The organism is Sporomusa intestinalis (genome assembly GCF_055383785.1).
In genome coordinates this window covers 4,135,087-4,161,869 of record NZ_AP042390.1, presented here as the reverse complement: position 1 = coordinate 4,161,869, position 26,783 = coordinate 4,135,087, and the positions used below count along the sequence as shown (strand labels likewise).

Below are 26,783 nucleotides of genomic sequence, written 5' to 3'. Positions count from 1 at the left end.
ATTTATGGACATTAAGAAAAAACTAACATTAGCACTACTGGTTGCCAGTTCACTGCCGCTTATCATTTTTACGGGTATCAGCTTAAACAATTCGATGGAAACAGCAAAAGAAACAGCCTTATCGGAGAATTTGAAGCGAACGGAAATTGTTCAGGAAAAGATAAATAATTTTATTGATAAGAATTTATACGGGGTAAAAGTCCTGTCGACCAACCCCAGTGTGCGGGCCCAGGATGCGGCCGGCATCAAGCCCCTGATTGCCGAGGCCGCCAAGGTGTATACGGATCTTAATCCGATTGTCGTTACCGGGGCCAATGGGACGCAGGTTGCCAGAAGTGACGATCTCCGGCTCACTAATGTGTCAGACCGCAACTTTTTTAAGCTGGCCATGCAGGGACAGGCGGAGGTTATCTCGGAAGTGCTTGTAAGCAAGGACAATGGGCATCTTATTTCGGTGCTGGCCACGCCGGTGCAAGGCAGTGACGGCAAGGTAAACGGGGTTATTCAGGGCACGGTCGAGCTGTCAGTTTTAAATGAATTTGTCAAAGGCTTATCGAAAGATCAGGTTACCGTCTATATTCTGGACCAGGAGGGCAAGCTGCTGGCCCATCCGACTAAGGACATGCAAAAGCCGGAGGAACGGACGGACATGTCGGGGTTTGCTTTTGTCCAACGCGGTTTGGGCGGCAGCAGCGGGGCCGAGGAAGTGAAGATAGACAATCAGCAGATGCTGGTAAGCTATATGAAACATGAAAAATCCGGCTGGCTGATTTGTACGGAAATCCCCTATAACACAGCTGTCGCCAAAAGCATTGACGACGCGACCTATACGGCCTTTATCGGCTTGTTTTTAATTATTCTTACCGGCGGTATTGCCTTTGTTCTTGCCGGTATTGCCATTAAACCCATTCTGGCCCTGGTTGCGGCCGCCAAAAGTGTGGCTGCCGGGAATTTGTCGGTCAAAAAAATGGAGATAAAAGCGAACGATGAGATTGGGCTGCTGGCCGAGGCCTTTAATGCGATGATCAGCAACCTGACCGAGCTTATCCGTAAGATTCAGGATAATGCCGGGCTTGTCGCCAACTCGGCCGAACAGCTTACGGCCAACTCGGAACAATCGACACAGGCCGCCAACCATATTGCGTCATCGATTACGGAGGTGGCTGCTGGGGCTGCCGCTCAAATGGAAGTGGCTAATGAGACTACGGACATTATGGAAAAATTATCGACCGGAATTCAGCAAATAGCCGCAGACGCCAATCAGGTGGTCAGCCAGTCGGCACAGGCGGCCGATAAAGCTAAAAATGGCGACCAGGAGGTGGAAAAGGCGGTTGTCCAGATGAACCAGATCAGGGATACTGTCAATGCCTCGGCCCAGGTTGTTGTGCAGCTAGGGGAGCGGTCCAAGGAAATCGGCCAGATTGTGGACACTATTTCCGGCATTGCCGGGCAGACAAACCTGCTGGCCTTAAATGCCGCGATTGAGGCGGCCCGGGCCGGCGAGCAGGGCCGCGGCTTTGCCGTGGTCGCGGAAGAGGTGCGGAAGCTGGCCGAACAGTCGCAGGAAGCGGCCAAGAAAATTGCCGAGCTGATTGGCGAGATCCAGGGCGAGACCGACAAGGCGGTAGCGGCCATGAATGAAGGCACGCAGGAGGTGCAGCGGGGGACGGCTGTGGTCAACGGCGCCGGTGTTGCTTTTAAGGAGATTATGGCGGTGGTTACCCAGGTATCTGATCAGGTGCAAGCCATTTCCGCTTCCATCCAGCAGATGGCGGCCAGCAGTCAGCAGACGGTCATGTCGGTGAAGAAGATTGACGACTTCAGCAAAAAATCGGCCGGCGAGTCCCAGGGGGTTTCGGCGGCTATCGAAGAGCAGCTGGCGTCGATGGAAGAAATTTCAACCGCCAGTCAGGCTTTGGCCCGGTTGTCGCAGGATTTGCAGGCGGCGGTGGCTAAATTTCAGATATAAATCAATAAGTTGGCCGGCAATACAATAAGGGGCTGTCTCAATGCTTGTTTGAGACAGCCCCTTTGCTGTGGGAGTATGTAGGAGTATGCAGTTGGCAGTTCCCAAATTGGATCAGTTAAACGAGCAGGCTGACGGCGTTATTCAGGGGTTGGTACAAAGCTGGCCCGTACAGCCTGCAGCAGGAGCCCGTCGCCGGTGACAGGGGTGGCCGCCGACTCGGCGGCTTCGTTGCCGACCGGCAGGGTGCCCTGCCAGAGCGCTGTTTTGGCCCATTCAATATTGGCCTCGGCCTTATAGACATAGAGACCGGCGGGAACCGCCTCGCCGGCCTGATTACGGCAGTCCCACTTTACGGCAACCGGGCCGGACTCGGGGGTGGCCGAGCTAATGGCATCCAGTACCTGGCGGCTGGTACCGGCCGGCTCAAAGGCCTGCTGCCAGCGGGGTACGGCCTCGGGCCGTTTCTGATAGCCGCCATTGGCTGTGAAACTGGTGACCAGCAGGGTGCGGATATGCCGCCCCTGGGTGTCTTCAATCCAGACGGCCAGTTGATCACTGGCTCTTTGGCGCTGACGCTGATAGTCAAAGCTGACCGTGACCTGGCCCGGGCTTTTTACCGCCGGCGCCGCCGTTTCCGCCCCGGTCCGGGACGAGTACTCCTGGACCGAACCGTTGCGCACCGGCTGATTGGTATTGCCGCAGGCCGCAAGCAAGGCCGCGCTTAGCACCAGCAACAGCAGCAGGTTCATGATTCTCATGGCAAAACCTCCCTGTGGGTAAAACTGGATACTTTCCTGGAAAGAGTCTCCGCCGGTTGGGTGGTCTGTGAAATCTTTCCTGGAAAGGGTTGTCAATTTTTATGATATCATCTATAATAAACAAAAACAAATGAAAATGATTATCAATGATTGGCTGTATAGTGAGTCAAGTTCATAGCCAGGGGCCTAACTGCTGGCTATGATTCTTTATTATGCCTGATGGCGGAAAAGGGGGATCATGGAATGGAAGGGAAGGAAAAGCTGCAGGTTAAGGACTTAATTACTTTGGGTGTGCTGAATGCGGTATTTATTGTTATTTTTACGGTCGTCGGCATGACTCTGGGCATGTTTCCGGCCACGTATCTGTTTATGCCGGCGGTAGCGGCCGTGCCGCTGGGGGTGGTGTTCATGCTGCTTATGGTCAAGGTTGCCAAAACAGGCACATTCCTGGTTAGTGGCATTTTACAGGGGACGGTATTGCTGCTGTTAGGCATATACTGGCCTTTGGTCATAGCAATTATTATTGCGTCAATGATCGGCGAAATTATTACTTACGGCTCATACAAGAGCTTTAGAAGAATTACAACCGGCTATGCAGTCCTGATTGGCAGCTATTCCCTGGGTTCTTTTGCCCCGCTGGTATTTTTTGCCGATGCTTACAGGGCTATGGCGGTTAGCCGGGGCTATGACGCGGGGTATATTAACACTTTTATTGAACTGTTAAACGGACCGTTGCTCGCGGGCGTGGTGGCGGTGTCTATAGCGGGGGCCTTAGTGGGAGCTGTTTTCGGCAAAAGGATTTTGAAAAAACATTTTGTTAAAGCCGGCATTGTATAACCGTGCTGCTAAAATTATCTGGTGCTTGTGTTGAAGCAGGCATTAACGTAAAAGTTGTGAGGTGTAACATGGTACGGCAGTTGGATATGATGACTAAGCAAGAAGATATAAGCATTTTTCCGGATAGCAAAATACAGAGCCTGTTATTAGGGCAAAGAAGCAAAACCATGAAGGATACCGATCCCCGGCTAAAGATTCTCCTGTCCCTGGTTTTCAGTACCGCCATTTTTTTTACCGCCCAGAAGATGACTATCTATTTATTTGTAATTGCTGCAGGCGCAATTATGCTGTTTTCCGGCATTGGTAAAAAAAGTATCCGTTTTCTGGCAGCTTTTGCTTGTTTTTCGGCCCTAGACTTTTTAACAGCCTTGGCCGGTATAGAAAGTGTCAAGGTGCTGCTGGGTGTTTTTATTTACAGCATAATGAAATTTGTTCCGATTATCATGCTGGGAAGCTGGCTGGTCACAACCATAAAGGTAAATGAATTTATTACTGCTATGGAAAACATGAGCATGCCGCGAACGGTTGTTATCCCGCTGGCGGTACTTTTACGATTTTTGCCTACGGTGAAAGAGGAACTCGGCTATATTACGGACACCATGAAAATGCGCAATATCGAGTTGTCTCTCAAGGGAATGGTTTTTCAGCCCGTCCGGACAATGGAGTATATATTGGTGCCCTTGCTGTTACGGAGCGTAAAACTGTCTGATGAGCTGTCGGCGGCCGCATTGACCAGGGGCATCGACGGAGAGAATCGGCGGACGTCGCTGCGGGAGGTGCGGATTTTCTTTGCCGATGCAGTGATTACCGGCCTTTTCGTTGCGTTGGCGGCAGCGCTCTGGTATCTGGACCACAATGTATTTGCCACTTTGCCGGCAGGGAGGCTCTGGCTGTGATTGAGATAAACGAGGTAAGTTTTAGTTATCACGCAGACCGGGATGAGAGTATTTCCTCCATAAACCTGCAGATTAAACAAGGCGAGTTTGTTTTGCTCTGTGGCCGCAGTGGCTGCGGCAAAACCACCATTACCCGGCTGCTTAACGGGTTGATTCCGCACTTTTATGAAGGGTCCCTGCAGGGAGAGGTCCTGCTGGCAGGCCGGAGTATCCGCGCAATGAAGCTGCATCAGATTGCCCAATTGGTCGGCTCTGTATTCCAGGATCCCCGTTCGCAATTTTTCACTGTGGACACTACCTCCGAAATTGTATTTGCCTGTGAAAACAAGGGCATCGCCAGAGCGGAAATGATCCGCCGGCTGCATGATACGGTGGCGGCAATGAAAATTGAGAAGCTGCTGGAGAAAAATATATTCCAGTTGTCAAGCGGAGAAAAGCAAAAGATTGCCATTGCTTCCGTCCACGCGGCAGGTCCCTCTGTTTTCGTACTGGATGAGCCTTCGGCTAATTTAGACCAGCAAGCTACGGCAGAACTCCAGGGTATTCTGTGTATGCTGAAAAAGCAGGGCCATACTGTCATTATCGCCGAGCACCGCCTGCATTATCTAAGAAACCTGGCCGACCGGGTGATTTACATGGAGCAAGGAAGAATCACAGCGGAATATGACAGGCAGAACTTTTTATCTATGTCTGATGAAGACCGTCTGGCTAAGGGGCTGCGGTCCATTTTTCCGGAAAAGCTGGCTTGGCAGCGGCGTGATAGAAACAACCAGGCAGGGAAAGGCTGTTGTTTGGAACTGGACAGTCTATGTTTTGGCTATGGGGGCAGCTCGCAGGTGCTGGACAGAATGTGCCTTAAGGCCGGAGAAGGTGAGATTATTGGCGTTGCCGGCTTAAACGGTGCAGGAAAAAGCACTTTTGCCAAAATTCTTTGCGGGCTGCTGGGGGAAAAGAAAGGGACAGTAAGGATAGCATCTGTTCCGGCCAAAGCCGGCAAACGCTTGCAGCATTCCTATTTTGTTATGCAGGATGCCGACTACCAGCTGTTTACCGAGAGTGTGGAGGAGGAACTGGGGCTGGGAAATGAAGCCATGCCGCAGGTAACGGCTAAAATAGAGGAAGCGATGGAAAGTCTTGGTCTTTCCCCTTTCAGAAACCGGCATCCTGCTTCGCTTTCGGGCGGCCAGAAACAGCGGGTGACGATTGCCGTGGCCCTGGTCAAAGGGGCGGAGCTGCTGATTCTTGATGAACCTACCAGCGGCCTGGATGCAGAAAATATGCGGCGGGTTGCTGCCATGATTCAGAAGGTTGCGGAAGAGGGGAAGACGGTATTTGTCATCACCCATGACTATGAGTTTATCGTGCAGACCTGTACCAGGATTGTCTATTTGGCAGAAGGAAAAATTGGGGCGGATTTTGTTCTTGATGACAATAATTTCATACAACTGAAACGCTTGTTTAACCTTGCTTGAACCTTGTTTCGTTTATAATCTGATTAACAGGACTTTATAAAGTAGAGAAGCTATTATAAGTTTTGTATTTTTACACGATCAATAATGCGGAGTGGATGCTCATGATAGATAATGCCGTGCCTCAGCAGCAGATATTTAATCCGCAAGACGAAAATTGCCCGGTATGTGCCGGACTTGACCGTATTTTCCGAGCCGATTCGTTTCAAAGCGAACTGGAAATACCGGCAGCCATCGGCAAGGGCTATTGCCGGCGGATTGTTATCAAGCCCTCAATGACTATATCGATAAGCGATATGACCTTTTATAAGAAGATGACCATGGGCGGCAGGCATGACCACTCCCTGTACAAGCTTGCTTTTTGTCTGGGAGAAGGCTTCCTGTGCCAGGTGGGGAATAAACAGGAATATGAGGTCGCCGGCGGAGCAAGCTACATGTTCAGCCAGGACCGGGGAATTGGCGTCAGCAGTTGTCATCTGCCCGGTCAGCGGGTTCTGGGACTCAATATTGATATAGCCTCGGAACTTATAACCGGTTTTCTGGAGCAGCGGGGGCAAGCGCAGGCGCGTACCGGCGACTGGGGCGGTTTTCATAACGGCACCATCTCACCGGCCGTCAGGCTGATTCTCCATGAGATCATAAACTGCCGCTACTGCGATCAGGTAAAGAGAATCTATCTGGAGGGGAAGATCCTGGAACTCATTGCTGTTTGCCTGGACGAAACCTTCTTGGCAACGGCCGGGCCGGAGCCTGCGGCCAGATTGTCCGCTTGTGATCTAGAGGCCCTGCGGCAAGCCAGAAGTATTCTTGACGCCAATATTGCCGCGCCGCTAACCATCGGTAAACTGGCAAGACTGATCTGCCTCAATGAGTATAAGCTGAAAATAGGCTTTAAACAATTGTTCGGGCTGCCGGTTCATGCCTATATCATTGATAAAAGGCTGGAGGCCGCCCGGTTGTTAATGAAGGAGAAAAAGCTGAGAATTACGGAAGCGGCTCTGCTGGTCGGCTATAGTGACGTCGGCCGTTTTGCCGGGAAATTCAGGCAAAAGTATGGTGTCAACCCATCCGAATATCTAAAGCAAACACGGCCCCGGACGGACGGGGACGGTACGCCTTCCGCAACCGAATAGCAAGTGCCAAAAGTATTTTAGGACCAGAGAGAGTCTGACTTCCCTGGTCCTAAAATACTTTTTTACGTATCACTTGCTCCCGTTTTACGTAGAAGGCAGGAAGAAAATACGATATCATGTTCTTGTTAATGATTATGATAATCAATATCAAAAAGAGTTGTTAAGAGGTGACTGCTCAATAATGGATGGTTTTAAAAAAATCTTACTGTATGCCCGGGAGCACAGAAACAAAACGTATCTGGCGTTTTTCCTGATTCTTGGCAGTGTCATGGCTGGCCTGGCGCCGTATGTAATCATTTATGATATGATTATTCGTTTTGTGGAACAACACAGCGTCACGGCGGGGTATCTGTTGCTCATGAGCGGTGGTGTTGCCGTTGCTTTATTATTACAATCATTGTTGTTCCACAAAGGACTGGCCGCGTCTCACCAGGCGGCATTTGACACGCTGCTGGGAATGCGGATCAAATTTGCCGACAAGCTGACCCGGCTGCCTTTGGGAGACATTCAGGCGAAAGGCGCCGGCAGCTACAAGAAAAATTTTGTGGATGATATCGAAAGCGTGGAACTGCTGCTGGCCCATATGCTGCCGGAGGGCATCCCCTATATCCTTGCGCCGGTCGTGGTTTACGGCATTTTGTTTATCGTGGACTGGCGGCTGGCGCTGCTTTCCCTGGCGTCCGTCGGCATCGGCCTGGTCGCCGTGGTATTGCTGATGCGGGCCGGCATCAAAAAAATGGCTCCCTATTATGCGGCGGCGCGGAAAATGAATGCCACGATCGTAGAATATATTTCCGGCATGGAAGTGATCAAGGTTTTCAACCGGACGACCAGTTCGTATGAAAATTATATCGCGTCGGTTGAAAACTATAAAAAATATTCGTTGGCCTGGTGCAATGAATCCTGGACCTATATGGCGGTTTACGGCTCGGTTCTGCCTTGCACCATCCTGTTTTTATTGCCTGTAGGCACCGTGTTTTACATCCAGGGAACGCTGCCGCTGGCGACCTTCGTTTTTGCTCTGCTGCTAGCCATGAGTCTGGGGCAGCCGCTTGTCCGGCTGGTGGAGTTTTTTCCCACGCTTCCGGTGCTTAAGCATAAAATCGGCCAGCTTGAACAAACCTTTGCCGGGCAGGAACTGACCGTGGCCGAGCAGGGGCCTGAGCCGGAAACCTATGACGTGGAATTTGACGAGGTCAGCTTTGCCTATGATAACAAGGAAGTGATCCGGCAGGTGTCCTTCTGCGCCCGGGCGAACACGGTCACGGCCATCGTCGGGGCCTCGGGCAGCGGCAAAAGCACGCTGGCCAAGCTGCTGGTGCATTTTTGGGATGTGAAAGACGGCCGCATTACCATCGGCGGCGTTGACATCAAGGCCATGTCCTTGGAAACATTAATGGGTTTGATCAGTTATGTCGCCCAGGATACCTTTCTTTTCAAGACTTCCATTCGGGAGAATATCCGTATCGGCAAGCCCGGTGCCAGGGATGAGGAGGTTACCGCCGCGGCCAGGCTGGCCGGGTGCCATGATTTCATTATGAAACTGGAGCAGGGCTATGACACCCAGGCCGGCGAGGGTGGGGGCAGGCTTTCCGGCGGGGAAAAGCAACGCATTACCATTGCCAGAGCGCTGCTGAAAAACGCGCCGGTTATTATTCTGGATGAAGCGACCGCGTTCACCGATCCGGAAAATGAGGATAAAATCCAGGCGGCATTGAATCAGCTGATTGCCGGAAAAACCCTGATCGTCATCGCCCACCGGTTATCGACCATAGTGGAAGCTGACAGCATTGTGGTGATGGACAAGGGAAACCTGCTGATGCAGGGCCGCCATGCCGGGTTGCTGGCGAAGTGCACCACCTACCGCACGCTGTGGGAGGCCCATCAGCAGGCCCTCAACTGGGGAATTAGGGGGGGCCAACATGCTTAAGATCATCTGCCGCCTTTTGGTTCTGGCCGGGGAAGAGGCGGCTAAAATCAAGCTTGCCTTTATTTTCAGTGTCCTGGAAGCCATCTTTGCGCAGGTTCCTATTATTACTGTTTTATTCATCCTTATTAAAATTGTGAACGGCAGTATTGCTACCCAGGATGCCTGGCTGGCCGGTATTATGGTCACGGCTAGTGTGGTGTTAAGGGCGCTGGCCAAGCGGCTGGTGGACGGCTGGCAAAGCGGGGCCGGCTATGCAATCGTTGCCCGGGAAAGAATGCGGATCGGCGACCGGTTAAAAAGGTTGCCTATGGGTTATTTCACCGCAGGCAATGTCGGCAATATTACCGCGGTGATTACATCAGATCTGGTATTTATCGAAGAACATTCCATGTCTACGCTGTCTAACATCATCAGAGGGTATTTGAACACGCTGATTGGTGTCGGCCTGTTAACGCTTCTGGATTACCGGATCGGTTTGATCTCGCTGGTTGCCCTGATTTTGGCGGTAGCGGCGTTAGGCCGGATAGAAACCGTGGTCAAACAGCAGGCCACTGCCAGGCAGGAGGCTCAGTCGCACCTCGTGGACACCGTCCTTGAATATGTCAAAGGAATTCCGGTGATTAAGGCCTTTAATCTGACCGGCGACCGGGCCGGAAAAATAAAGCGGGAATTTAAAACCTACCGGGATGCCATGATCCGGTTTGAAGAAAAATTTATTCCTGCCAGTTTGCAGTTTGATCATTGCTTTACCCTCGGAATCGGCTTCACCGTATTGGCGTCCGGCTCTTTCGCACTTACCCGGGCGATGGATTTGCCTTTGGCGCTGATGCTGTTAATCTTTATTTTTCAATTTTATCTTCCCTTTAAGGCGCTGGGTATCCTGAGTGTCAAAGTACGCATCATTGAAGCCGCTCTCAACCGGTATGAGGCGATTCAGAAGGAGGCCGTTATTGATGAGGCTGGCAAAGATATCGCGTTGCCGCATTTTACCATCGAATTTGACAATGTCAGCTTTGCGTATGACCGGGAACAAATCCTCAAGCAAGTGAGCTTTACTGTGCCGGAACGCACTATGACCGCCCTGATAGGCCGGTCCGGCAGCGGCAAAACCACGATTGCCAGCCTGATTGCCCGGTTTTGGGATGTACAGGCCGGTGCGGTGAAAATCGGCGGCGTGGATATCCGGGAAATGACCTGCGACAGCCTGTTGAGAAATATCAGTATGGTATTCCAGCATGTCTATTTATTTAACGATACCATTCTCAACAACATTCGCTTCGGCCGGCCGGATGCCAGCCGGGAAGAAGTGGAGGCCGCCTGCAAAAAGGCGTGCTGCCATGATTTTATCCTGGAACTGGACCAAGGCTATGACACCATCGTGGGCGAGGGCGGCTCCTCCCTGTCAGGCGGCGAGAAGCAGCGGCTGTCCATTGCCCGGGCCATCCTCAAGGATGCGCCGATTATCCTGCTGGATGAGGCCACGGCCAGCGTGGACCCGGAAAATGAACAGCATATCCAGCAGGCCATCAGCGAGCTTGTCAAAGATAAAACCCTGGTGGTCATCGCCCATCGTTTGGCGACAATAAAAGACGCCGATCAAATCCTGGTGATTGATGAAGGCCGGATTGTGCAAACAGGGACTCATCCGGAGCTGATTGCGAAACAAGGCCAGTATCATGATTTCTGGCAGCGGCGAATAGCGGCCGGCAGCTGGAAAATTAGCAAGGGTACGCAAGGGTAGAGGGGGAGAAAAGATGATTAAAAGAAAAATGAGCACACGGCAAAAACAATTACTGTGCCTGGTTCTGGGAGGGTCGCTGCTCCTTGGCGGGCCGGAGCGGGCTGCGGCCGAGGAAGCGGCCGAGTTCAGTCTGGACGAGTATGTGGTGACAGCCAGCCGCATGCCGACAAAAGTGTCGGAAACCGCGGCCAATGTTACAGTGGTCAGCCGGGCGGAAATTGAACAAAAAAATATTAGCACGATCACCGAAGCCCTGACCCAGGCTGGTATCCACGTGGATGTGGAGGGGGGCGGCAGTTCGGCGGATAATGCGGCTGTGGTGTTAAATGGCGATAAGCGGGTAGTTATCCTGGTGGATGGGAGACGGATTCATTGGGAGCAGCAGGTAGATAGTGCGCAGGCCGGTTACAGTCTGGGCATGCTGCCTGATTTGAGCTCTGTGGAGTCAATTGAAGTGGTGAGAGGCGCCGCTTCGTCACTGTACGGCAGTTCAGGGGTTGGCGGCGTAGTCAATATTATTACTCGAAAAGGGACGAAACAGCGTACGGTCGCGTCTACTGAATTTGGCAGTTGGGGAGCAAGGCGATATGGTTTGCAGACTGGCGGGAAAAGTGGTGATACCGGCTATATGATCACGGCTGACCGGCGGACGCAGGATTACTATGAATATAAAGATCCGGCTACCGGCAAGGTTCAACGCATGCCCAAAAGCGATACTACGAGGGAAACAGTTTCAATGAGAATTGATAAGGAGTTAGGCGAAGATCGGACACTGACCCTTTATTTTGATCATCTGGATGAGGATTCCGGCTACCCGGTATCTAAACCGGGGATTGCGTTCCATAGTCCGGACGCCTCCCGGGAAACTATTCAGAATAATGTCTCCCTGGCGTACCGCTGGAAGCAGGGCGAGAATGTGACCAATCATCTGCAGGTTTACCGCAATCATTACAATTCTTTCTGGCATCGCTATAAATATAATGTCAACAGTTCACATTACGAACTGGAAGCAGACGGCATTGAGTGGAACCAGACCCGGCGCCTGAATGACCGCCACACCCTGCTGGGTGGCTTTGACTGGCGCAATACAACCGCTGGTTACACATCCTACCTGGGGCCTGCGGTTGATCCCTCTAACACGTATACCGGGAAAATTCGCAATCTGGGGCTGTTCCTGGAAGACCGCTGGACTCTGGATTCAAGTTGGACGCTCACGGCTGGTTTGCGTCATGACGATCCCAGTGAATATGACGGTAAGTCAACTGTACGGCTGGGCTTTAACCGGAAGGTGAATGCCACGACCAATGCCTACCTGTCATGGGGACAGGTGTATAGGGGGCCCAATGCGGTGGATCTGTTTATGCCGGAGGGGTTGTATTACCATAAAAATCCCGCCGGTCTCAAACCGGAGAGAGGCCATACCACCACTTTGGGCATCAATACCAGGCTGCCTGGTGGAACCGCTATTCAGGCCAGCGTGTTCAGCACTTATTTAAAGGATGCATTTAAAGATTATTACGATATAGACACCTCGATAGGTAAATATACCCGTGAAGTATACAATATAGCGAAACAGAAAAAACAGGGTATTGATATTGCGGTATCTCAGCCGCTAACCGGGCACTGGGATCTGACCGCCGGTTATTCTTATCTGCGAGTGGAGGAGGACGCTGGCAGCCTTCGTGAAGCCGGTCAAAACCCTGGTTATAACCTGGACAAAAGCAACAGCAGCCCTAATGCCTATCGTCTGGGAGTCAATTACCATAACAACGCCTGGAATGTCAGCGCTTCTCTGCGCGGCGGCACCGGCCGCAGTCTGGAGACCTTTACCAGTAAGCAGTATTGGGTGACGGATTTGTCGGCCAGCTATCAAATGAGGCCGGATATCAAAATATACGCCAAAGTATACAACCTGACCAACCGTGCTTATGAAACAAATTATATGACAGGATGGGGGGTTATGGGCATTGGGGCTCAGCCCATGTCTTCCCGGCAAGTGGTTGTCGGTGTGGAAGGCCGTTTGTAACAGGGTGGGAGATCACGTTAAAAAGAGTGTGGCAGGCTCGGGCTGCGACACTCTTCTTTTGACGTCGATGGCTGTGTTTATCATACGCCTACAGCAGGGAAGTCATTATTTGTGAAACTATTGTGGCTATCAGATGGAGCAATGCAGGCTCCCGTGCAGATAATCCTTTTTGCCGCATTTTTTATCCTTTTTGGCCATGGACGCCTGCAGCAAGACATGGTACGATATTTTTCGTATAGATAATGATTATCATTTAAAAATGCGGCAGGCCTGCTGGCAGTAATCACAAACAAGGCAACAACAGGGGGGAGAGTAATGAGTCAGACTATAATCAATGATAAAGAACAGCAAAAAGTACTTATTTTAAACGAGAATTTATGGAAGGTTATGATCAGGTTGTCGTGGCCTGCTATTATTGCCATGGTGCTCTACGGCTTAAATACCGTCATTTCCGCGGTCTTTGTCGGCCATTTCGTCGGTGAAACCGCTTTGGCCGGGGTTTCTGTGGCTTATCCGCTGACGCAGATCAGTATCGGTATCGGCTCGCTGATTGGTGTTGGCGCCGGTTCGGTGTTAAGCATTGCCATTGGCAGCGGGGATAAAAAGATCCAGGAAAGGCTGCTGGGGAATGTAAATGTGCTTACCTTGCTGACCACGGCTGTGTATATGGTGCTGGGACTGCTTTTTTCCCTGCAGCTGGTCCGGATGATGGGCGGCGAAGGCGAAGTCCTGCTGCTGGGGGACAGTTATTTTAGGATCACCATAGTGGGGGCGGTTTTTTGGATTTACGGGCTGGCGGCCAACATGATCGTCAGGGCCGAGGGCAAAATGAAGTCGGCGGCGGTGATGATGGGCATCGGCCTGGCGGCCGATATTCTGGCCAACTATCTGCTTGTCGCCGTTCTGGCGCTGGGCGTGGAGGGGTCCGCCTGGGCAACCAATATCGGGATGCTTGTCTACACACTGCTGGGCTGGATTTATTTTGGCAAAGACTTTTCCTCTTTTAAAACCAGAGCCTTTTCTTTCTACTGGGATGCCGGTACGGTAAAGTCGATTGTCAGCCTGGGGCTGTCGGCCTTTATTATGGTTGTCATGAGTCTGGTGCAGGGCGTTGTTGTGTTTAACGCGCTGGCCCGCTACGGAACGGTGCTGGACCTTGCTTTTTATGGCGTAGTCTACCGGATCTTTGTCTTTATGCTGACGCCCATCTTCGGGTTGATGCGGGCCTTGCAGCCGGTGATCGGCATCAATTACGGCGCTGGCCAATATGAGCGCGTCATTGGTGCCTATAAGGTCTTTACCGTGGCGGCCATGCTGCTGACGCTGCCTTTCTGGCTGGCCTGCATGGCCGGTCCGGCCTTTGTGCTGGGCCTGATGCTGCCTGAGCAAAGCTTTACCGGTGAACAGCTGCTGCACTTCCAGGTTTATATGGTTATTTTGCCCTTGCTGTCGGCCATTTTTATGGCCATGACCCTGTTCCCCGCTATTGGCAAAGGCAAACCGGCAGCCATGATCGGTATGGCCAGGCAACTGGTTTTCTATATCCCGGTGATGCTTATACTGCCCAAAATGATGGGGGTTGGCGGCATTTACTTTGGCTCCCTGGCGATCGATGCGGTGATTGTCTTATGGACAGTGGCTATGGTGGCCAAAGAGTTTGCCCTGCTGAGAACAAAAGCGAGGTTGGATACCCTGAGTGTCTCCTGACCTGGTTGCGAAAATACCTTTTCGCGTCAAAAAATATCCCTTTTGCATACAAGCAAAACGGACAAATACGATATAATTATTAATAATGAATATCAATATCGATTTATTAAGCAATAACAGCTGAACCTTTTATTCATTGACATGGCAGGAGGATAATCAATATAGTGATTGGGAAAGTGACAGGTGCAAACTGTCACTTTTTCCCTGCAGGCCCTCCACGTCTCAGCTGTGTTGACGTCCAGTGAAGGAGGAACTGATTTTGCAATATAGGATACCGACAGGAAGAAACAAATGGTATTATGGCCTGGCCGCCGCCGCTGTTATCCTTGGCCTGGCCGGCGGTGTGCTGTGGCAGACGAAGCCGCAGGCTGACCCGGCAGCCGGCACGAATGCGCCCTTGGTGCGCACCGCCCGGGTCCATGCTGAGGGAATGATCCCCGCTTACGCCTACCCGGGCGAAGTGCGGGGCCGGTATGAAAGTGAGCTGGCGTTCCGGGTTAGCGGCAAGATCATTACACGCAGTGTAAACCTGGGGGAGGAAGTACAGGCAGGCGCAGTGCTGATGGAGCTTGATCCCCAGGATGTTGAGCAATTGGTAACAAGCAATGCCGCGCAGCTGGCCGCCGCCGAGGCCCAGCTTGAGTTGGCGGCAAGCAACCTGAACCGCTACCGGCAGCTATACGCCGAGGCCGCTGTCAGCCGGGCCCAGCTTGACCAGTACCAAAGCGTCTATGACGTGGCCCAGGCCGCCGTGCGGCAAGCATCCGCCCAGTATGTGCAGGGTGCCAATCAATTGGACTACAGCCGGCTCGCCGCCAATGCCGCCGGGGTAGTGTCCCATATCAGCGCGGAGGCCGGCCAGGTGGTCAGCGCCGGACAAGCCGTGCTCACGCTAGTCCAGGACGGTGAGCGGGAAGTGGAAATCAACGTGCCGGAACACCGGCTGGAAGAACTGCGCCGGGCGGACCGCTGTGAAATAACCTTCTGGGCCCTGCCTGCGGTCAGGGTAGAGGGCAGGATCAGGGAAATTGCGCCTGCAGCCAGCGCCATCACCCGTACGTACAAGGTGCGTATTACCTTAATCAAGCCGCCGCCGGCAGTTAAACTGGGCATGACCGCCAATGTGAAGGTGGCGGCTGCCGGCGAGCAGGCCCCTGCAGTCACGATTCCTGCGTCCGCCCTGTATCAAACCGGTGATACACCGGGGGTCTGGGTGGTCCAAGACAATGCCGTCAGCCTGCGTTCGGTCACCGTCGGGGTTTGCGGCAACGATGCCGTTCAGGTCCTGGACGGGCTGCAGCCAGGCGAGACTATAGTCACGGCCGGCGTTCATAAGCTGCGGGAAGGGCAGGCGGTCCGTCCCAGCGGCGGTGATCAGCCATGAAAGATTTTAATCTTACCGAATGGGCGCTCCGTCATAAGCAGTTGGTGTACTATTTTATGCTTGTCATCTTCGTGGCCGGCATTTTTTCCTACCGCAGCCTGGGCCGCATGGAAGATCCGGACTTTACCATCCGCATGATGGTGGTGGCGGTGAACTGGCCGGGGGCCACCGCCCGCGAGGTGGAAGAGCAGGTCACCGATAAAATCGAAAAGAAGCTACAGGATCTCCCGGGGCTGGATTTTCTGCGCAGCTATTCCAAGCCCGGCCAGGCTGTTATTTATGTTTCTCTTAAAGAGGATACTGTTGCGGCCGCAGAGGTCCGTCCCATCTGGCTGGAGGCCCGCAATATGGTGAATGATATCAAGGCTACGCTGCCTCAGGGCGTGGACGGTCCGTATTTTAACGACCGGTTTGATGATGTGTTCGGCTGCATTTACGCCCTGGCCGGCGACGGCTATGGCTATGAAGAACTGCGGGAGCAGGCCCAGCGCATCCGGCAGGGCCTGCTGAAAGTGCCCAGTGTCAAAAAGGTAGAACTCGTGGGCGTGCAAACCGAGAAAATCTATATAGAGCTGGAAACAGCCAAAATGGCGCAGCTGGGTTTGGACCCATCCGCGCTGATGAACGCCGTGCAGGCGCAAAATGTTATGGCGCCTGCCGGTATGGTGGAAACCCCGGCCGCTAATGTATACCTGCGGGTCAGCGGCCGGTTTGCCTCCCTGGACGACCTGAAATACCTGCCGGTCCGGTCTGAGGGACACAGCCTGCGCCTGGGCGATATCGCCCGGATTAGCCGCGGCTACAGCGACCCGCCGGACCCCAAGTTTTTCTATAACGGCCAGCCGGCCATCGGGCTGGCTGTATCCATGGATAAGGGCGGCAACATTCTCCAGCTTGGCGACAACCTGGAGCAGACTCTGGCCCAGGTGAAGCAGGAACTGCCCCTCGGCCTGGAACTAAGCACCGTGGCTGATCAGCCAGCCATGGTGCAGCAATCGGTTGATGATTTCGTGCGCTCCCTGGCGGAAGCGGTTCTGATTGTACTGCTTGTCAGTTTCCTCAGCCTGGGCGTGCGCTCCGGCCTCGTGGTGGCCTTATGCATCCCCCTCGTGATTGCCGGCGTATTTGTCGTCATGAAAGCAGTCGGTGTCGATTTACATAAGATCTCGCTGGGCGCGCTGATCATCTCGCTGGGACTGTTGGTGGACGACGCCATTATTGCCATTGAGATGATGAGTGTCAAGCTGCAGCAAGGCTGGGACCGTTTTGCGGCCGCCTGCTATGCTTACCGGGCCACGTCGTTTCCTATGCTGACCGGCACGCTGATTACCTGCGCCGGCTTTATCCCGATTGGTTTTTCCCAGGGCACAGCGTCCGAATTTGTCGGCAGTATTTTCTCCGTAATTACCATCGCCCTTTTACTCTCCTGGGTGGTATCGGTTCTGGTTACCCCGCTGTTAGGCTATAGCCTGGTAAAGGCTTCGCCGGCCGGCACCGCCGCCGGCCCTGACCTGTACGATACCCGCTTTTACCGGCTGTTCAGGCAAACCCTGACCTGGTGCCTGGTTCATCGCACCAAGGTGCTGGTTCTCACCTTTGTTTGCTTTATCGGCTCCATCTTTTTGATGGGGCTGGTGAAACAGGAGTTTTTTCCCGAGTCCAACCGGCCGGAACTGATTGTGGACATGTGGCTGCCGCAGGAGACTTCCCAGCGGGCCACCGAGCAGGAAGCCGCCCGCTTTGCCCAGCGCCTCGCGGCGAATCCCGGCCTAATCAGTCATTCCTACTATGTGGGTAAGGGCGCGCCGCGGTTTGTGTTAACTGCCGAGACGGTCTATCCGAATACGAATTTCGCCCAATTCGTATTTGTAACCAAAGACTCCCAGGCCCGCGACATGCTGGCCCAACAGGCCAGAGACCTGCTGTCCACCGAATTCCCTCAGGTGCGCGGCAATATCAAGTTTATTAAAACTGGTCCCTCCTATGCCTACCCGGTCATGCTGCGCGTTGCCGGGCCGGATCATGAGCAGGTCCGGCAACTTGCCGGCCGGCTGGTGCAGCATATCGCCGCCAACCCGATCATCACGGAAGTCAGTCTGGACTGGCAGGAAAAAAGCAAAGCCCTGCAGCTGGACATCGATCAGGATAAAGCCCGGGTGCTGGGGATTGACAGCCGGACGCTGGCTGCCAATCTGCAGGCCCTGCTGTCAGGCTCCGCTATCAGCGAATTCCGGGAACAGGACAAGACCGTCGCCATCGTGTTCCGTCTTGATCCAGCCGGCCGGCGCGACCTGTCCCTGGTTAAGGACCTGACTATCCACACCGGCGACGGCCGGTTCATTCCCCTGGATCAGATTGCCACCGTCAGCTATGGGGCGGAAGAAGGACTGATCTGGCGCCGTGATTTAAAACCGACGATTACGGTTCAGGCTAATACCATCGAAGGGATACTGGCCAACAATGCGACCAAAGAGGTGTATGAAAGCCTGGCAGGCCTGCGTGCCTCCCTGCCGCCAGGCTATAGCATCGATATCGGCGGCACCCTGGAAAGAAGCCAGAAAGCCAGCGGCTGGCTGCTGCAGCCGGTACCGATGATGTTTGTGGCCATTATCACCCTGCTGATGCTGCAGCTTCATAATATCCCCAAGATGCTGCTCACCTTTTTCACTGCGCCGCTGGGCCTGATCGGCGTCAGTGTCAGTCTGCTCGTGACCGGGCGCCCCATGGGGTTTGTGGTCCAGTTGGGCATACTGGCGCTGGCCGGCATTATTATGCGCAACTCCGTTATTCTCATTGATCAGATTGAACAGCACCTGCAAGACGGGGAGTCAGTCTGGGAGGCGATCATTAACGCGGCCGTCACCCGGTTCCGCCCGATCATGCTGACGGCGGCGACAGCCATCCTGGCGATGCTGCCCCTCATGTCGAATGTATTCTGGGGACCGATGGCGGTGGCGATCGCCGGCGGGCTGTTCGTGGCTACCGTCTTAACGCTGCTGGTGCTGCCCGCAATGTACGCTGCCTGGTATAAGGCACAGCCGGACCAGGCGGTGAGGCAGACACAACCGGGGGGCATTACGCCGAGTTAGTTTGCGCATTCGGCGAATCTCCTCCTTGACCGAAGCAAAAGAACCAGGGCTCTTTTACCCCTGGTTCTTTTGCTTGCCGCATAAAATCTTTTCTATCCGCCACCGCGTTCAGACACGGCACTGCCTGTCTGACGGCTAATGCCTGTGACCGCGTCCCTATAGGTTGATCTGCAGTCAGTAAACAGACTGGCCAATTCAAATGGCGCATCGACAATATACACAGCACCTGCGGCTTTATTTTAATGTCAAAAATGGAAAGGGTTGCCAATTAATGTGGGATCAGTTATAATAAAACATGTAATTAATGATAATGATTATCAATTGCTATTGGGTGGGAGGGATGATGATGAGGAATACAGCGCAAGAATATCAGGTATTTAATCAGAGAAAGGAAGATTGTCCGGTTTGTGCCGGACTGAACAGTATTTACCGAGCCGATTTGGTGCAAAATGAAATAAAAATACCGGAGGAAATTGGCAAGGGTTACTGGCGGCGGATGATTGTTAAGTCCTCTATGGAAATATCCATATGCGATGTGACATTTTATGAAGACATAGTGATGCGGGGCAACCGGGATAATTCCCTGTACTGCCTTGCTTTTTGTCTGGGAGCACCGCTCCTGTGGCGGGTGGAAGGGCAAAAACAGGAATATGAAATTGCCGGCGGGGAAAGCCTTATTTTCCGGCAAAACCGGAAAAACGGTATCTGCAATTATGATGCGGGCCAGCGATTTTTAGGGATTATGCTTTATTTAGACGCAAAAACAATGACAAGCCTTATTCCCCATATAGACACAGGACATTCTCATGCCGGAGCGGTTTTTGACAGCAGTGTGTTTTACCGGCGGCGAAAATTTCCTCCGGCCATCAGTCTGATCCTCAACGAAATGATGCGCTGCCGGTATCAGGGGCATGTGCAAAGAATCTATCTTGAAGGGAAAATACTGGAACTGATAGCGATTTATCTGGAAGAAACAGTTTTTGAGCAGGGAAAGCTGTATGCTGCAGCGAGGCTTTCCAAAACGGATATAAAGTCCCTTTACGAAGCTAGAAGGATTCTTGATGACAATATTGCCTCTCCGCCAACGATTGGCAAACTGGCAAAAATGCTCTGCCTTAATGAATATAAGCTTAAGACAGGTTTTAAGGAATTGTTCGGCATGCCTGTTCATGCCTATGTCATTGATAAAAGACTGGAGACGGCCCGTTTTTTGCTGGAGGATAAAAAAATGAAGGTCACGGAGGCCGTTTTGCAGGTCGGTTATAGCGATGCCAGTCATTTTGCGGAAAAGTTCAGGCGGAAATATGGCATTAATCCGTCAGAATATGCTTAGGTCCAGCGTTGAAAAGGGATTTTAGGAGCTTGCTCCTAAAATCCCTTTTGGCATAAACGCATCCTTTTTGGCGTAGTAACCGGCAGTAAAATAAGGTATTATTTTATTAGTTAATTGATAATGAATATCAATATCGATATCGATATTGAAAAAGATGTGCTAATGCTGATAACGGAAGATTGGTCCTTTATGTATGCCATTGGTTAAGACATCAACCGTAAAATATATTTGAAAAATTACAGGTTAATTTGCAGCAATATTGATAATAACTGGCGATGGTATTGTTCTTCTTGTTATTAGGGTGAGTATGAAAGGAATAAAGAAGAGGAGTTAATTATGAAACTACAAAAATCAACCTCTCCGTGGCTGCTTACCTGGCCTGAAGCTAAAGATCGAATACGTCTTTTCTGCCTGCCTTATGCCGGCGGCGGTGCTTCCGTTTACAGGGGGTGGACAAAGGCATTCCCTGCCAGTGTGGGTATATACCCACTGCAATTGCCCGGCCGGGAAAACCGGCTGGCAGAACCGCCTGTATGTGATATGAACGAACTGGTGGATGCCATCGCCGCTGCCATTATTCCGTATCTGCAACGCCCGTTTATCCTGTTTGGCCACAGCCTGGGCGCCCGCATTGCTTTCGAGCTTGCCCGGAATCTTTGCCGCAAATGGCGTATCCAACCTTGCTGTCTGATTGTTTCCGGCAGCCGCGCTCCCCACATCCGCGAACCAAAGCCCCTGCACCAGTTGCCGGATGCTGCGTTTGTTAAGGAGTTGCGCCGTTTTTCCGGCACACCGGAGGAGGTTCTGCAAAGCGCAGAGCTTATGCAAATGTTTATGCCTATTTTGCGGGCGGATTTTACGCTTGATGAAACCTATGCCTGCGTGGAGGATGAGCCGCTGGACTGCCCGATTGCGGCTTTCGGCGGCACAGAAGATCCGGAGGCGAAGCAGGCAGAAATTGAAGCCTGGGCCCACTATACAAAGGCTGATTTTACCCTGGAAATGATCAAGGGAGACCATTTTTTTCTGCAAACGGCTAAGCCGGTTCTTTTGCGGTCTGTCACGCGCATTCTTTTCCAACACTTGGAGGGGAGCGGTTGCCATGGAGGCGCTACGAGAAATAAAGAAACAGCAAAATGATCAGAAAACGATTATTGATTTTGCCAAGACAAGCATTGGCGGGGGGAACTTTGCCGTTATTGCCGGTCCGTGCGCAGTAGAAAGTGAAGAGCAACTGCTGCAGGCGGCCCGATTTGTTCAAAGCTTAGGCACTTTATTTATGAGGGGCGGAGCTTTTAAACCAAGAACGATACCGTATGCTTTCCAGGGCCTGGGTGTCAGAGGCTTGCATATTTTACAAAAGGCGCGACAGCAATACAAGCTAATTGTCAGTACCGAAGTGATGAGCACGGAAATGGTGGATGTTGTGGCCGAGTATGTGGATATTCTGCAAATCGGGTCAAGAAATATGCAAAATATTGATTTGTTAAAAAAAATAGGCAAAACAAATACCCCGGTTATTTTAAAGCGAGGCCTGTCGGCAACTATCTATGAATGGCTGGCGGCTGCCGAGTATATTATGTGTGAAGGCAATAAGAATGTAATATTGTGTGAACGCGGTATCAGAACCTTTGAAAAATATACCAGAAACACCCTGGATTTGAGTGCGGTATTAGCCGTAAAACAGATCAGCCATCTGCCTGTCATTGTAGATCCAAGCCATGGCACGGGCAGAAAAGAGATGATCTTACCTATGGCGAAAGCGGCGATGGCTATCGGCGCAGATGGCATTATGGTAGAAGTGCACCCGCAGCCGGAACAGGCTTTATCCGACGGCGAACAGTCGCTAAACTTTGAACAGTTTGAAGATCTGATTAACGAAGTACAACGGCTAAAAGCAGTATTTAATTATTGCTAATCACTCACACTTCCCAATATATTATGCGAGGAGGCCGGTGATGTGCGGTATCAGAAAAAACGAATCAAATTGGACAACCCGCTTTCCTTTTGGACCCATTTCCAAAATGAAGAACGTATTTTTTTTTATCACCCCTTGAAAAAAGAATTCATACTGGGTGCAAAACGCTTGCAGACCTTCGCAGCCCGGGACAGTTGCCGGGAGTATGCCTATGTATTCTCCCTGATGACGTTTTTTGACTCTGTTAAAGACGAAAAGTGGCGTGGCTTTGGGAATGAAACTATCGCCTTTCAATATTATTTTGTCCAAAAAAACGGCAAACAGAGACTCTATTATGTTGGGGAACCGGTGGAAATAGAGAACCAAGCAATAGAAAAATATCAGCATGCGTACAAATACGGCGAAGATGACTATGAAGAATGGAAACAGTTGTTTAAGCAGGTAAATGATGCGATCTCGGCCCGGGAAGTAAATAAAGTTGTTATTTCCCGAGAGGTAAAAATCGAATGTGATACCTTGATTCATGTTGAAAGCATCTTGCAAAATCTGCTGGAAAAAAACCAAAACAGCCGGAGTTTTATTTTTGCCTATTATAAAGACGGCAAAACGTTTTTAGGTGCAACCCCGGAAATTCTGGTCCAAAAAGAACGCAATAAAATTTTAAGCTACGCTTTAGCGGGGACAAGCCTGCGGGACGGCAAGGATGACGAAGCAGAAAAAAACAGGTTATTACATGATGAGAAAAACCGGCATGAGCATCAGGTGGTTATTGATACCATAACCAATGTTATGAAAAAATTCACCCCGGCAGTGCGGGTTGCTGAAACCTCAATTTTGACCCTGCCGAATGTCTATCATTTGCAAACCCCCATTTATGCCAAAGATCAAGCGGGCACCCTAGCGGAGTGGGCGGCGAGGCTTCATCCCACTCCGGCCTTGGGCGGAAATCCTGTGAACAAGGCCCTGGAGCTGATTCGAAAATATGAAAAACATGAACGAGGGATGTATGCGGCTCCGCTTGGTGTGATGGATGCCAGGGGAGACGGTATTTTTGTGGCCGGCATACGCTCTGCGCTTATTCTCGGCAACGTGGCTTATGCCTATACAGGCTGCGGGTTGGTGGACAGATCGGAACACCGGGCTGAATATGTCGAAACCAATAATAAATTACGTACAATAATCGAAAGTTTATAGCAGGTGAGGGTATGACAAATTATGTGGCGGCGTTAGTCGATGAATTGTATCAACTGGGGGTACGGGAAGCTGTAATCAGCCCAGGGTCAAGGTCCACTCCGTTGTCCCTGCTGTTGTGCGAGCGCGGCTTTACAACCTATGTACATATCGATGAGCGCTCGGCCGGTTTTTTTGCGCTCGGTGTTGCCAAAGTCCGTGCCCGGCCTGTTGTGCTGGTTTGCACTTCAGGTACGGCGGCGGCCCATTATTTGCCGGCCGTCATTGAGGCCGCGTATTCGCGGGTACCGTTGCTTGTTTTGACAGCTGACCGTCCGCCTGAACTGCGTCAGGTCGGCGCGCCGCAGACCATTGACCAAAACCGGCTGTTTGGTGGTTTTGTCAAATATTATGAAGAACTGGCAGTGCCTGAAGAACAGGAACCCATGTGCCGGTATGCGCGGGTGGCGATGCAAAAGGCTTACGCGACCGCACTAACCGGGGCCTATGGGGTAGCCCACATCAATGTGCCGCTGCGGGAGCCGCTTACCCCCGACTGGGGCCGGCTGGATTTTACGCGAGGCCGTTCGCAAGAACGGTTTGAATATCTTATTGGCGAAAGCCGCCTTAGTATTGATCCGTCAATATTTAAAGCCAAGCAGGGGCTGATTATTTGCGGCGGCGACGCCTATGCGGATTATCAGGAAGCCGTGCTGGCGCTGGGCGCCAGATTAAAAGCGCCTGTACTGGCTGATCCCCTTGCCAACATCCGCAATTATGCAGCCGATATTATCATCGACAGTTATGATGTCTTTTTAAAAAGTGATGCTGTACAACAAGCCTTACAGCCCGACTATATCATTCATTTTGGCCAGGTGCCGGTATCTAAGCGGCTGCAGCAGTTTGTGGCGCTGCAACGGGAAGCTTTATATCTGCAAGTGGATGAAAGCTTTACCTACCGCAATCCCGCCTTGTCTACAAAACAATATATTGTTTCTTCGGCAAAATTGTTTGCCGAGGCGATTACGGAGGAAAATACGGACACCCGGTATCTGGAAAAGTGGTTAACCCTGCAAGGGCAGGCGCGCAGCCACTTGAACAGGGCCAGGGATGAAAGGCAGCTGTTTGAAGGCAAGGTTGTGCAAATTATGCAGGAGCTGCTGCCGTCGGGCAGTTTGCTGGCTGTGGCCAACAGTATGCCGATCCGTGATGTGGATTACTTTTTTGCCGCCCGCGCGCAGGCTATTCAAATACTATGCAACCGCGGCACAAACGGTATCGATGGAACTGTTTCCACCGCACTGGGGATAGCTACGGCTCATAAGCCTACGGTTTTGCTGACTGGTGACCTAGCCTTTTACCATGATTTAAACGGCTTGCTTATCGGCAAAACCCATAACCTGAATTTGGTCATTGTGTTATTAAATAATGATGGCGGCGGGATATTCAGATACCTGCCGCAATGCGCGGAGCAACAGTTTGATTATTTGTTCCGGACTCGGCATGGCTTGCATTTTCCGGGACTAAAAACGCTCTATGATCTAAATTATTATGAAGCAGCCGGTTATGAGGACTTCGAAAATGCCTTCCGCCAGGCGCTGGCTGCAAACGGAATCAGTGTGATTGAACTGAAAATTGATTTAGAGCTGAGTAAAATGCTGCATGATCAATACACGACAATATAGGGGCTGCTATGTTTTGTGAGATTGAAGGCATTACCTATCATGTGCAAAGAAAAGGGGCGGGAAAACCGCTTGTCTGTTTACATGGTTTTGCGGAGACTCAAAGCACCTGGCACTCGCTTCATTTAGCGGGCCGGCAACTGATACTGGTCGATCTTATCGGCCACGGGGAAAGTGATAAGCCCTATTCCCGCCGCTACTATCGCGTGCCGGTAATGCTCACGCATCTAAACAAGCTCCTTAACCAACTGGCAGTGAGGAATTATTCGCTACTGGGCTATTCCATGGGCGGGCGTATTGCCCTGGCCTATGCCCTGGCTTATGCCCGGGAGCTTGAGAGTCTGATTCTGGAAAGTGCGTCCTATGGGGAGCGAGGCTGGCTGAACCGCTTTAAACGGCGCCAGAGTGACGCGGAGTTGGCCGGAAACATCCGGGAGAAGGGCGTAGGCTGGTTTGATGAATATTGGTCCGGTCTGAGTATTTTTGCATCGCAAAGAAAACTGCCGGCAACTGTCAGCCAGGCAATAAAGGCGAGACGTCTGGGCAACGCGCCCCATGCCCTGGCCAACACGCTGCTTGGCAGTGGACAGGGGACATTCCCCTGCCTGAAAGACCACATTAGCGGTTTAACAATGCCTGTCTTATACATCAGCGGAGAATATGATGAGAAATATAGTGCCATCGGCCAGGAGTTTAATAAATTAAACCCCAATATCAGGCATGAAATTATCAACGGCGCCGGTCATAATACCCATCTGGAAGACGGGTCTGCTTTTTCGGCAGTGGTAACAACGTTTTTGTCCTGTACAGCTATAACTGCTTCTGGCTGCTAAAGGGAGGGCCGTGGCTCCTCCTGCCACAAAAGATAAGGATGGTGTTAAGAGATGGAGAGATTTCCCTGGGAAAGCGGACCCCATAATTTTGCCGACATTATTTATGAAACCTATAACAGGATTGCAAAGATTACCATTAATCGTCCGGTAGTGCGTAATGCCTTCCGACCGCAAACGGTTATGGAACTCATTGCGGCCTTTAGCATCGCCCGCGAGGATGCCAGCATCGGCGTCATTATTTTAACAGGGGCAAATCACGGACAAGGCCAGGACCGGGAAGCCTTTTGCTCCGGCGGGGATCAAAGGGTGCGCGGACATGGCGGGTATGTGGGCGACGACCAAATTCCCCGTTTAAATGTTCTGGATCTGCAGCGGTTAATCCGTGTTACACCCAAGCCGGTCATTGCCATGGTAAACGGCTACGCTATCGGCGGCGGCCATGTGCTGCATCTGGTGTGCGATCTGACTATTGCCGCGGAAAATGCGAAGTTCGGGCAAACAGGGCCTAAAGTGGGCTCCTTTGACGCCGGCTATGGCGCCGGTTATCTAGCACGGATTGTCGGGCAGAAAAAAGCGCGGGAAATATGGTATTTATGCCGCCAGTATACGGCTGCGCAGGCACTCAATATGGGGCTGGTAAACAAGGTAGTCCCGTTTGCGTGTTTAGAAGCCGAGACTGTTGCCTGGGCCGAAGAAATCCTGCAGCATTCACCCACAGCCCTCCGGTTTCTCAAAGCGGCCTTCAACGCGGATACCGACGGCCTGGCCGGCCTGCAGCAATTGGCAGGCGATGCCACTTTGCTGTTTTATACAACCGATGAGGCCAAAGAGGGCCGGGACGCTTTTAAAGACAAACGCCGGCCGGATTTTCAACAGTTCCCGAAATTTCCCTAACGATTGCCGAGGTA

General features: G+C 51.9%; 19 protein-coding genes. 18 read left to right on the top strand and 1 reads right to left on the bottom strand.

From position 1 onward, the window contains the following. Window positions 1-4: 4 nt before the first annotated feature. On the top strand, window positions 5-1,969 hold the full coding sequence (locus ACZ481_RS19365) for a methyl-accepting chemotaxis protein (RefSeq protein ID WP_464766977.1): 1,965 nt from the start codon (window positions 5-7) through the stop codon (window positions 1,967-1,969). A 137-nt stretch (window positions 1,970-2,106) separates the two neighbouring features. On the opposite strand, the gene ACZ481_RS19360 is transcribed toward ACZ481_RS19365, so the two are convergent. Beyond that, on the bottom strand, window positions 2,107-2,727 hold the full coding sequence (locus ACZ481_RS19360; RefSeq protein ID WP_464766976.1) for a DUF2271 domain-containing protein: 621 nt from the start codon (window positions 2,725-2,727) through the stop codon (window positions 2,107-2,109). 243 nt (window positions 2,728-2,970) lie between these two features. Between ACZ481_RS19360 and ACZ481_RS19355 the strand changes: the two genes are divergently transcribed. From ACZ481_RS19355 to menB, 17 genes are all read left to right on the top strand, one after another. Beyond that, window positions 2,971-3,564: an MptD family putative ECF transporter S component gene (locus ACZ481_RS19355; RefSeq protein ID WP_464766975.1), complete on the top strand. Its 594-nt coding sequence runs from the start codon at window positions 2,971-2,973 to the stop codon at window positions 3,562-3,564. 68 nt (window positions 3,565-3,632) lie between these two features. Next, window positions 3,633-4,460: an energy-coupling factor transporter transmembrane component T gene (locus ACZ481_RS19350; protein WP_464766974.1), complete on the top strand. Its 828-nt coding sequence runs from the start codon at window positions 3,633-3,635 to the stop codon at window positions 4,458-4,460. Beyond that, window positions 4,457-5,932, top strand: coding sequence for an ABC transporter ATP-binding protein (locus ACZ481_RS19345; RefSeq protein ID WP_464766973.1), 1,476 nt, complete (start codon window positions 4,457-4,459; stop codon window positions 5,930-5,932). The genes ACZ481_RS19350 and ACZ481_RS19345 overlap by 4 nt, the downstream gene beginning before the upstream one ends. 101 nt (window positions 5,933-6,033) lie before the next feature. Further along, window positions 6,034-7,062, top strand: a complete 1,029-nt coding sequence (locus tag ACZ481_RS19340; RefSeq protein WP_464766972.1) for a helix-turn-helix domain-containing protein — start codon at window positions 6,034-6,036, stop codon at window positions 7,060-7,062. 181 nt (window positions 7,063-7,243) lie between these two features. Then, entirely contained in the window at window positions 7,244-8,992 is a 1,749-nt protein-coding gene (locus ACZ481_RS19335; RefSeq protein WP_464766971.1) for an ABC transporter ATP-binding protein, read from the top strand. Beyond that, window positions 8,985-10,733, top strand: coding sequence for an ABC transporter ATP-binding protein (locus tag ACZ481_RS19330; protein WP_464766970.1), 1,749 nt, complete (start codon window positions 8,985-8,987; stop codon window positions 10,731-10,733). The genes ACZ481_RS19335 and ACZ481_RS19330 overlap by 8 nt, the downstream gene beginning before the upstream one ends. A gap of 13 nt (window positions 10,734-10,746) precedes the next feature. Further along, the gene (locus ACZ481_RS19325; protein WP_464766969.1) at window positions 10,747-12,759 is read left to right on the top strand and encodes a TonB-dependent receptor plug domain-containing protein; all 2,013 of its coding nucleotides are present in this window, start codon (window positions 10,747-10,749) and stop codon (window positions 12,757-12,759) included. 315 nt (window positions 12,760-13,074) lie between these two features. Beyond that, entirely contained in the window at window positions 13,075-14,466 is a 1,392-nt protein-coding gene (locus ACZ481_RS19320) for an MATE family efflux transporter (protein WP_464766968.1), read from the top strand. Between the two features lie 256 nt (window positions 14,467-14,722). Then, window positions 14,723-15,850: an efflux RND transporter periplasmic adaptor subunit gene (locus ACZ481_RS19315; protein WP_464770659.1), complete on the top strand. Its 1,128-nt coding sequence runs from the start codon at window positions 14,723-14,725 to the stop codon at window positions 15,848-15,850. Further along, complete coding sequence (locus ACZ481_RS19310) at window positions 15,847-18,939, top strand: efflux RND transporter permease subunit (protein WP_464766967.1); 3,093 nt, start codon at window positions 15,847-15,849, stop codon at window positions 18,937-18,939. Before ACZ481_RS19315 ends, ACZ481_RS19310 begins: the two co-directional genes overlap by 4 nt. 340 nt (window positions 18,940-19,279) lie before the next feature. Continuing rightward, window positions 19,280-20,272 carry a helix-turn-helix transcriptional regulator gene (locus ACZ481_RS19305; protein ID WP_464766966.1) on the top strand — a complete coding sequence of 331 codons (993 nt, stop codon included), beginning with the start codon at window positions 19,280-19,282 and terminating at the stop codon, window positions 20,270-20,272. 336 nt (window positions 20,273-20,608) lie between these two features. After that, window positions 20,609-21,412 (top strand): thioesterase II family protein, encoded by an 804-nt coding sequence (locus ACZ481_RS19300; protein ID WP_464766965.1) that lies wholly within the window; start codon window positions 20,609-20,611, stop codon window positions 21,410-21,412. Beyond that, window positions 21,375-22,190 (top strand): bifunctional 3-deoxy-7-phosphoheptulonate synthase/chorismate mutase, encoded by an 816-nt coding sequence (locus tag ACZ481_RS19295; RefSeq protein WP_464766964.1) that lies wholly within the window; start codon window positions 21,375-21,377, stop codon window positions 22,188-22,190. The genes ACZ481_RS19300 and ACZ481_RS19295 overlap by 38 nt, the downstream gene beginning before the upstream one ends. A 42-nt stretch (window positions 22,191-22,232) precedes the next feature. Beyond that, the gene (locus ACZ481_RS19290; RefSeq protein ID WP_464766963.1) at window positions 22,233-23,384 is read left to right on the top strand and encodes an isochorismate synthase; all 1,152 of its coding nucleotides are present in this window, start codon (window positions 22,233-22,235) and stop codon (window positions 23,382-23,384) included. 11 nt (window positions 23,385-23,395) lie between these two features. Further along, on the top strand, window positions 23,396-25,045 hold the full coding sequence (gene menD / locus ACZ481_RS19285; RefSeq protein ID WP_464766962.1) for a 2-succinyl-5-enolpyruvyl-6-hydroxy-3-cyclohexene-1-carboxylic-acid synthase: 1,650 nt from the start codon (window positions 23,396-23,398) through the stop codon (window positions 25,043-25,045). A gap of 8 nt (window positions 25,046-25,053) precedes the next feature. Further along, on the top strand, window positions 25,054-25,875 hold the full coding sequence (menH, locus tag ACZ481_RS19280; protein WP_464766961.1) for a 2-succinyl-6-hydroxy-2,4-cyclohexadiene-1-carboxylate synthase: 822 nt from the start codon (window positions 25,054-25,056) through the stop codon (window positions 25,873-25,875). Between the two features lie 51 nt (window positions 25,876-25,926). Continuing rightward, window positions 25,927-26,769, top strand: coding sequence for a 1,4-dihydroxy-2-naphthoyl-CoA synthase (menB, locus tag ACZ481_RS19275; protein ID WP_464766960.1), 843 nt, complete (start codon window positions 25,927-25,929; stop codon window positions 26,767-26,769). The last annotated feature ends 14 nt before the right edge of the window (window positions 26,770-26,783 follow it).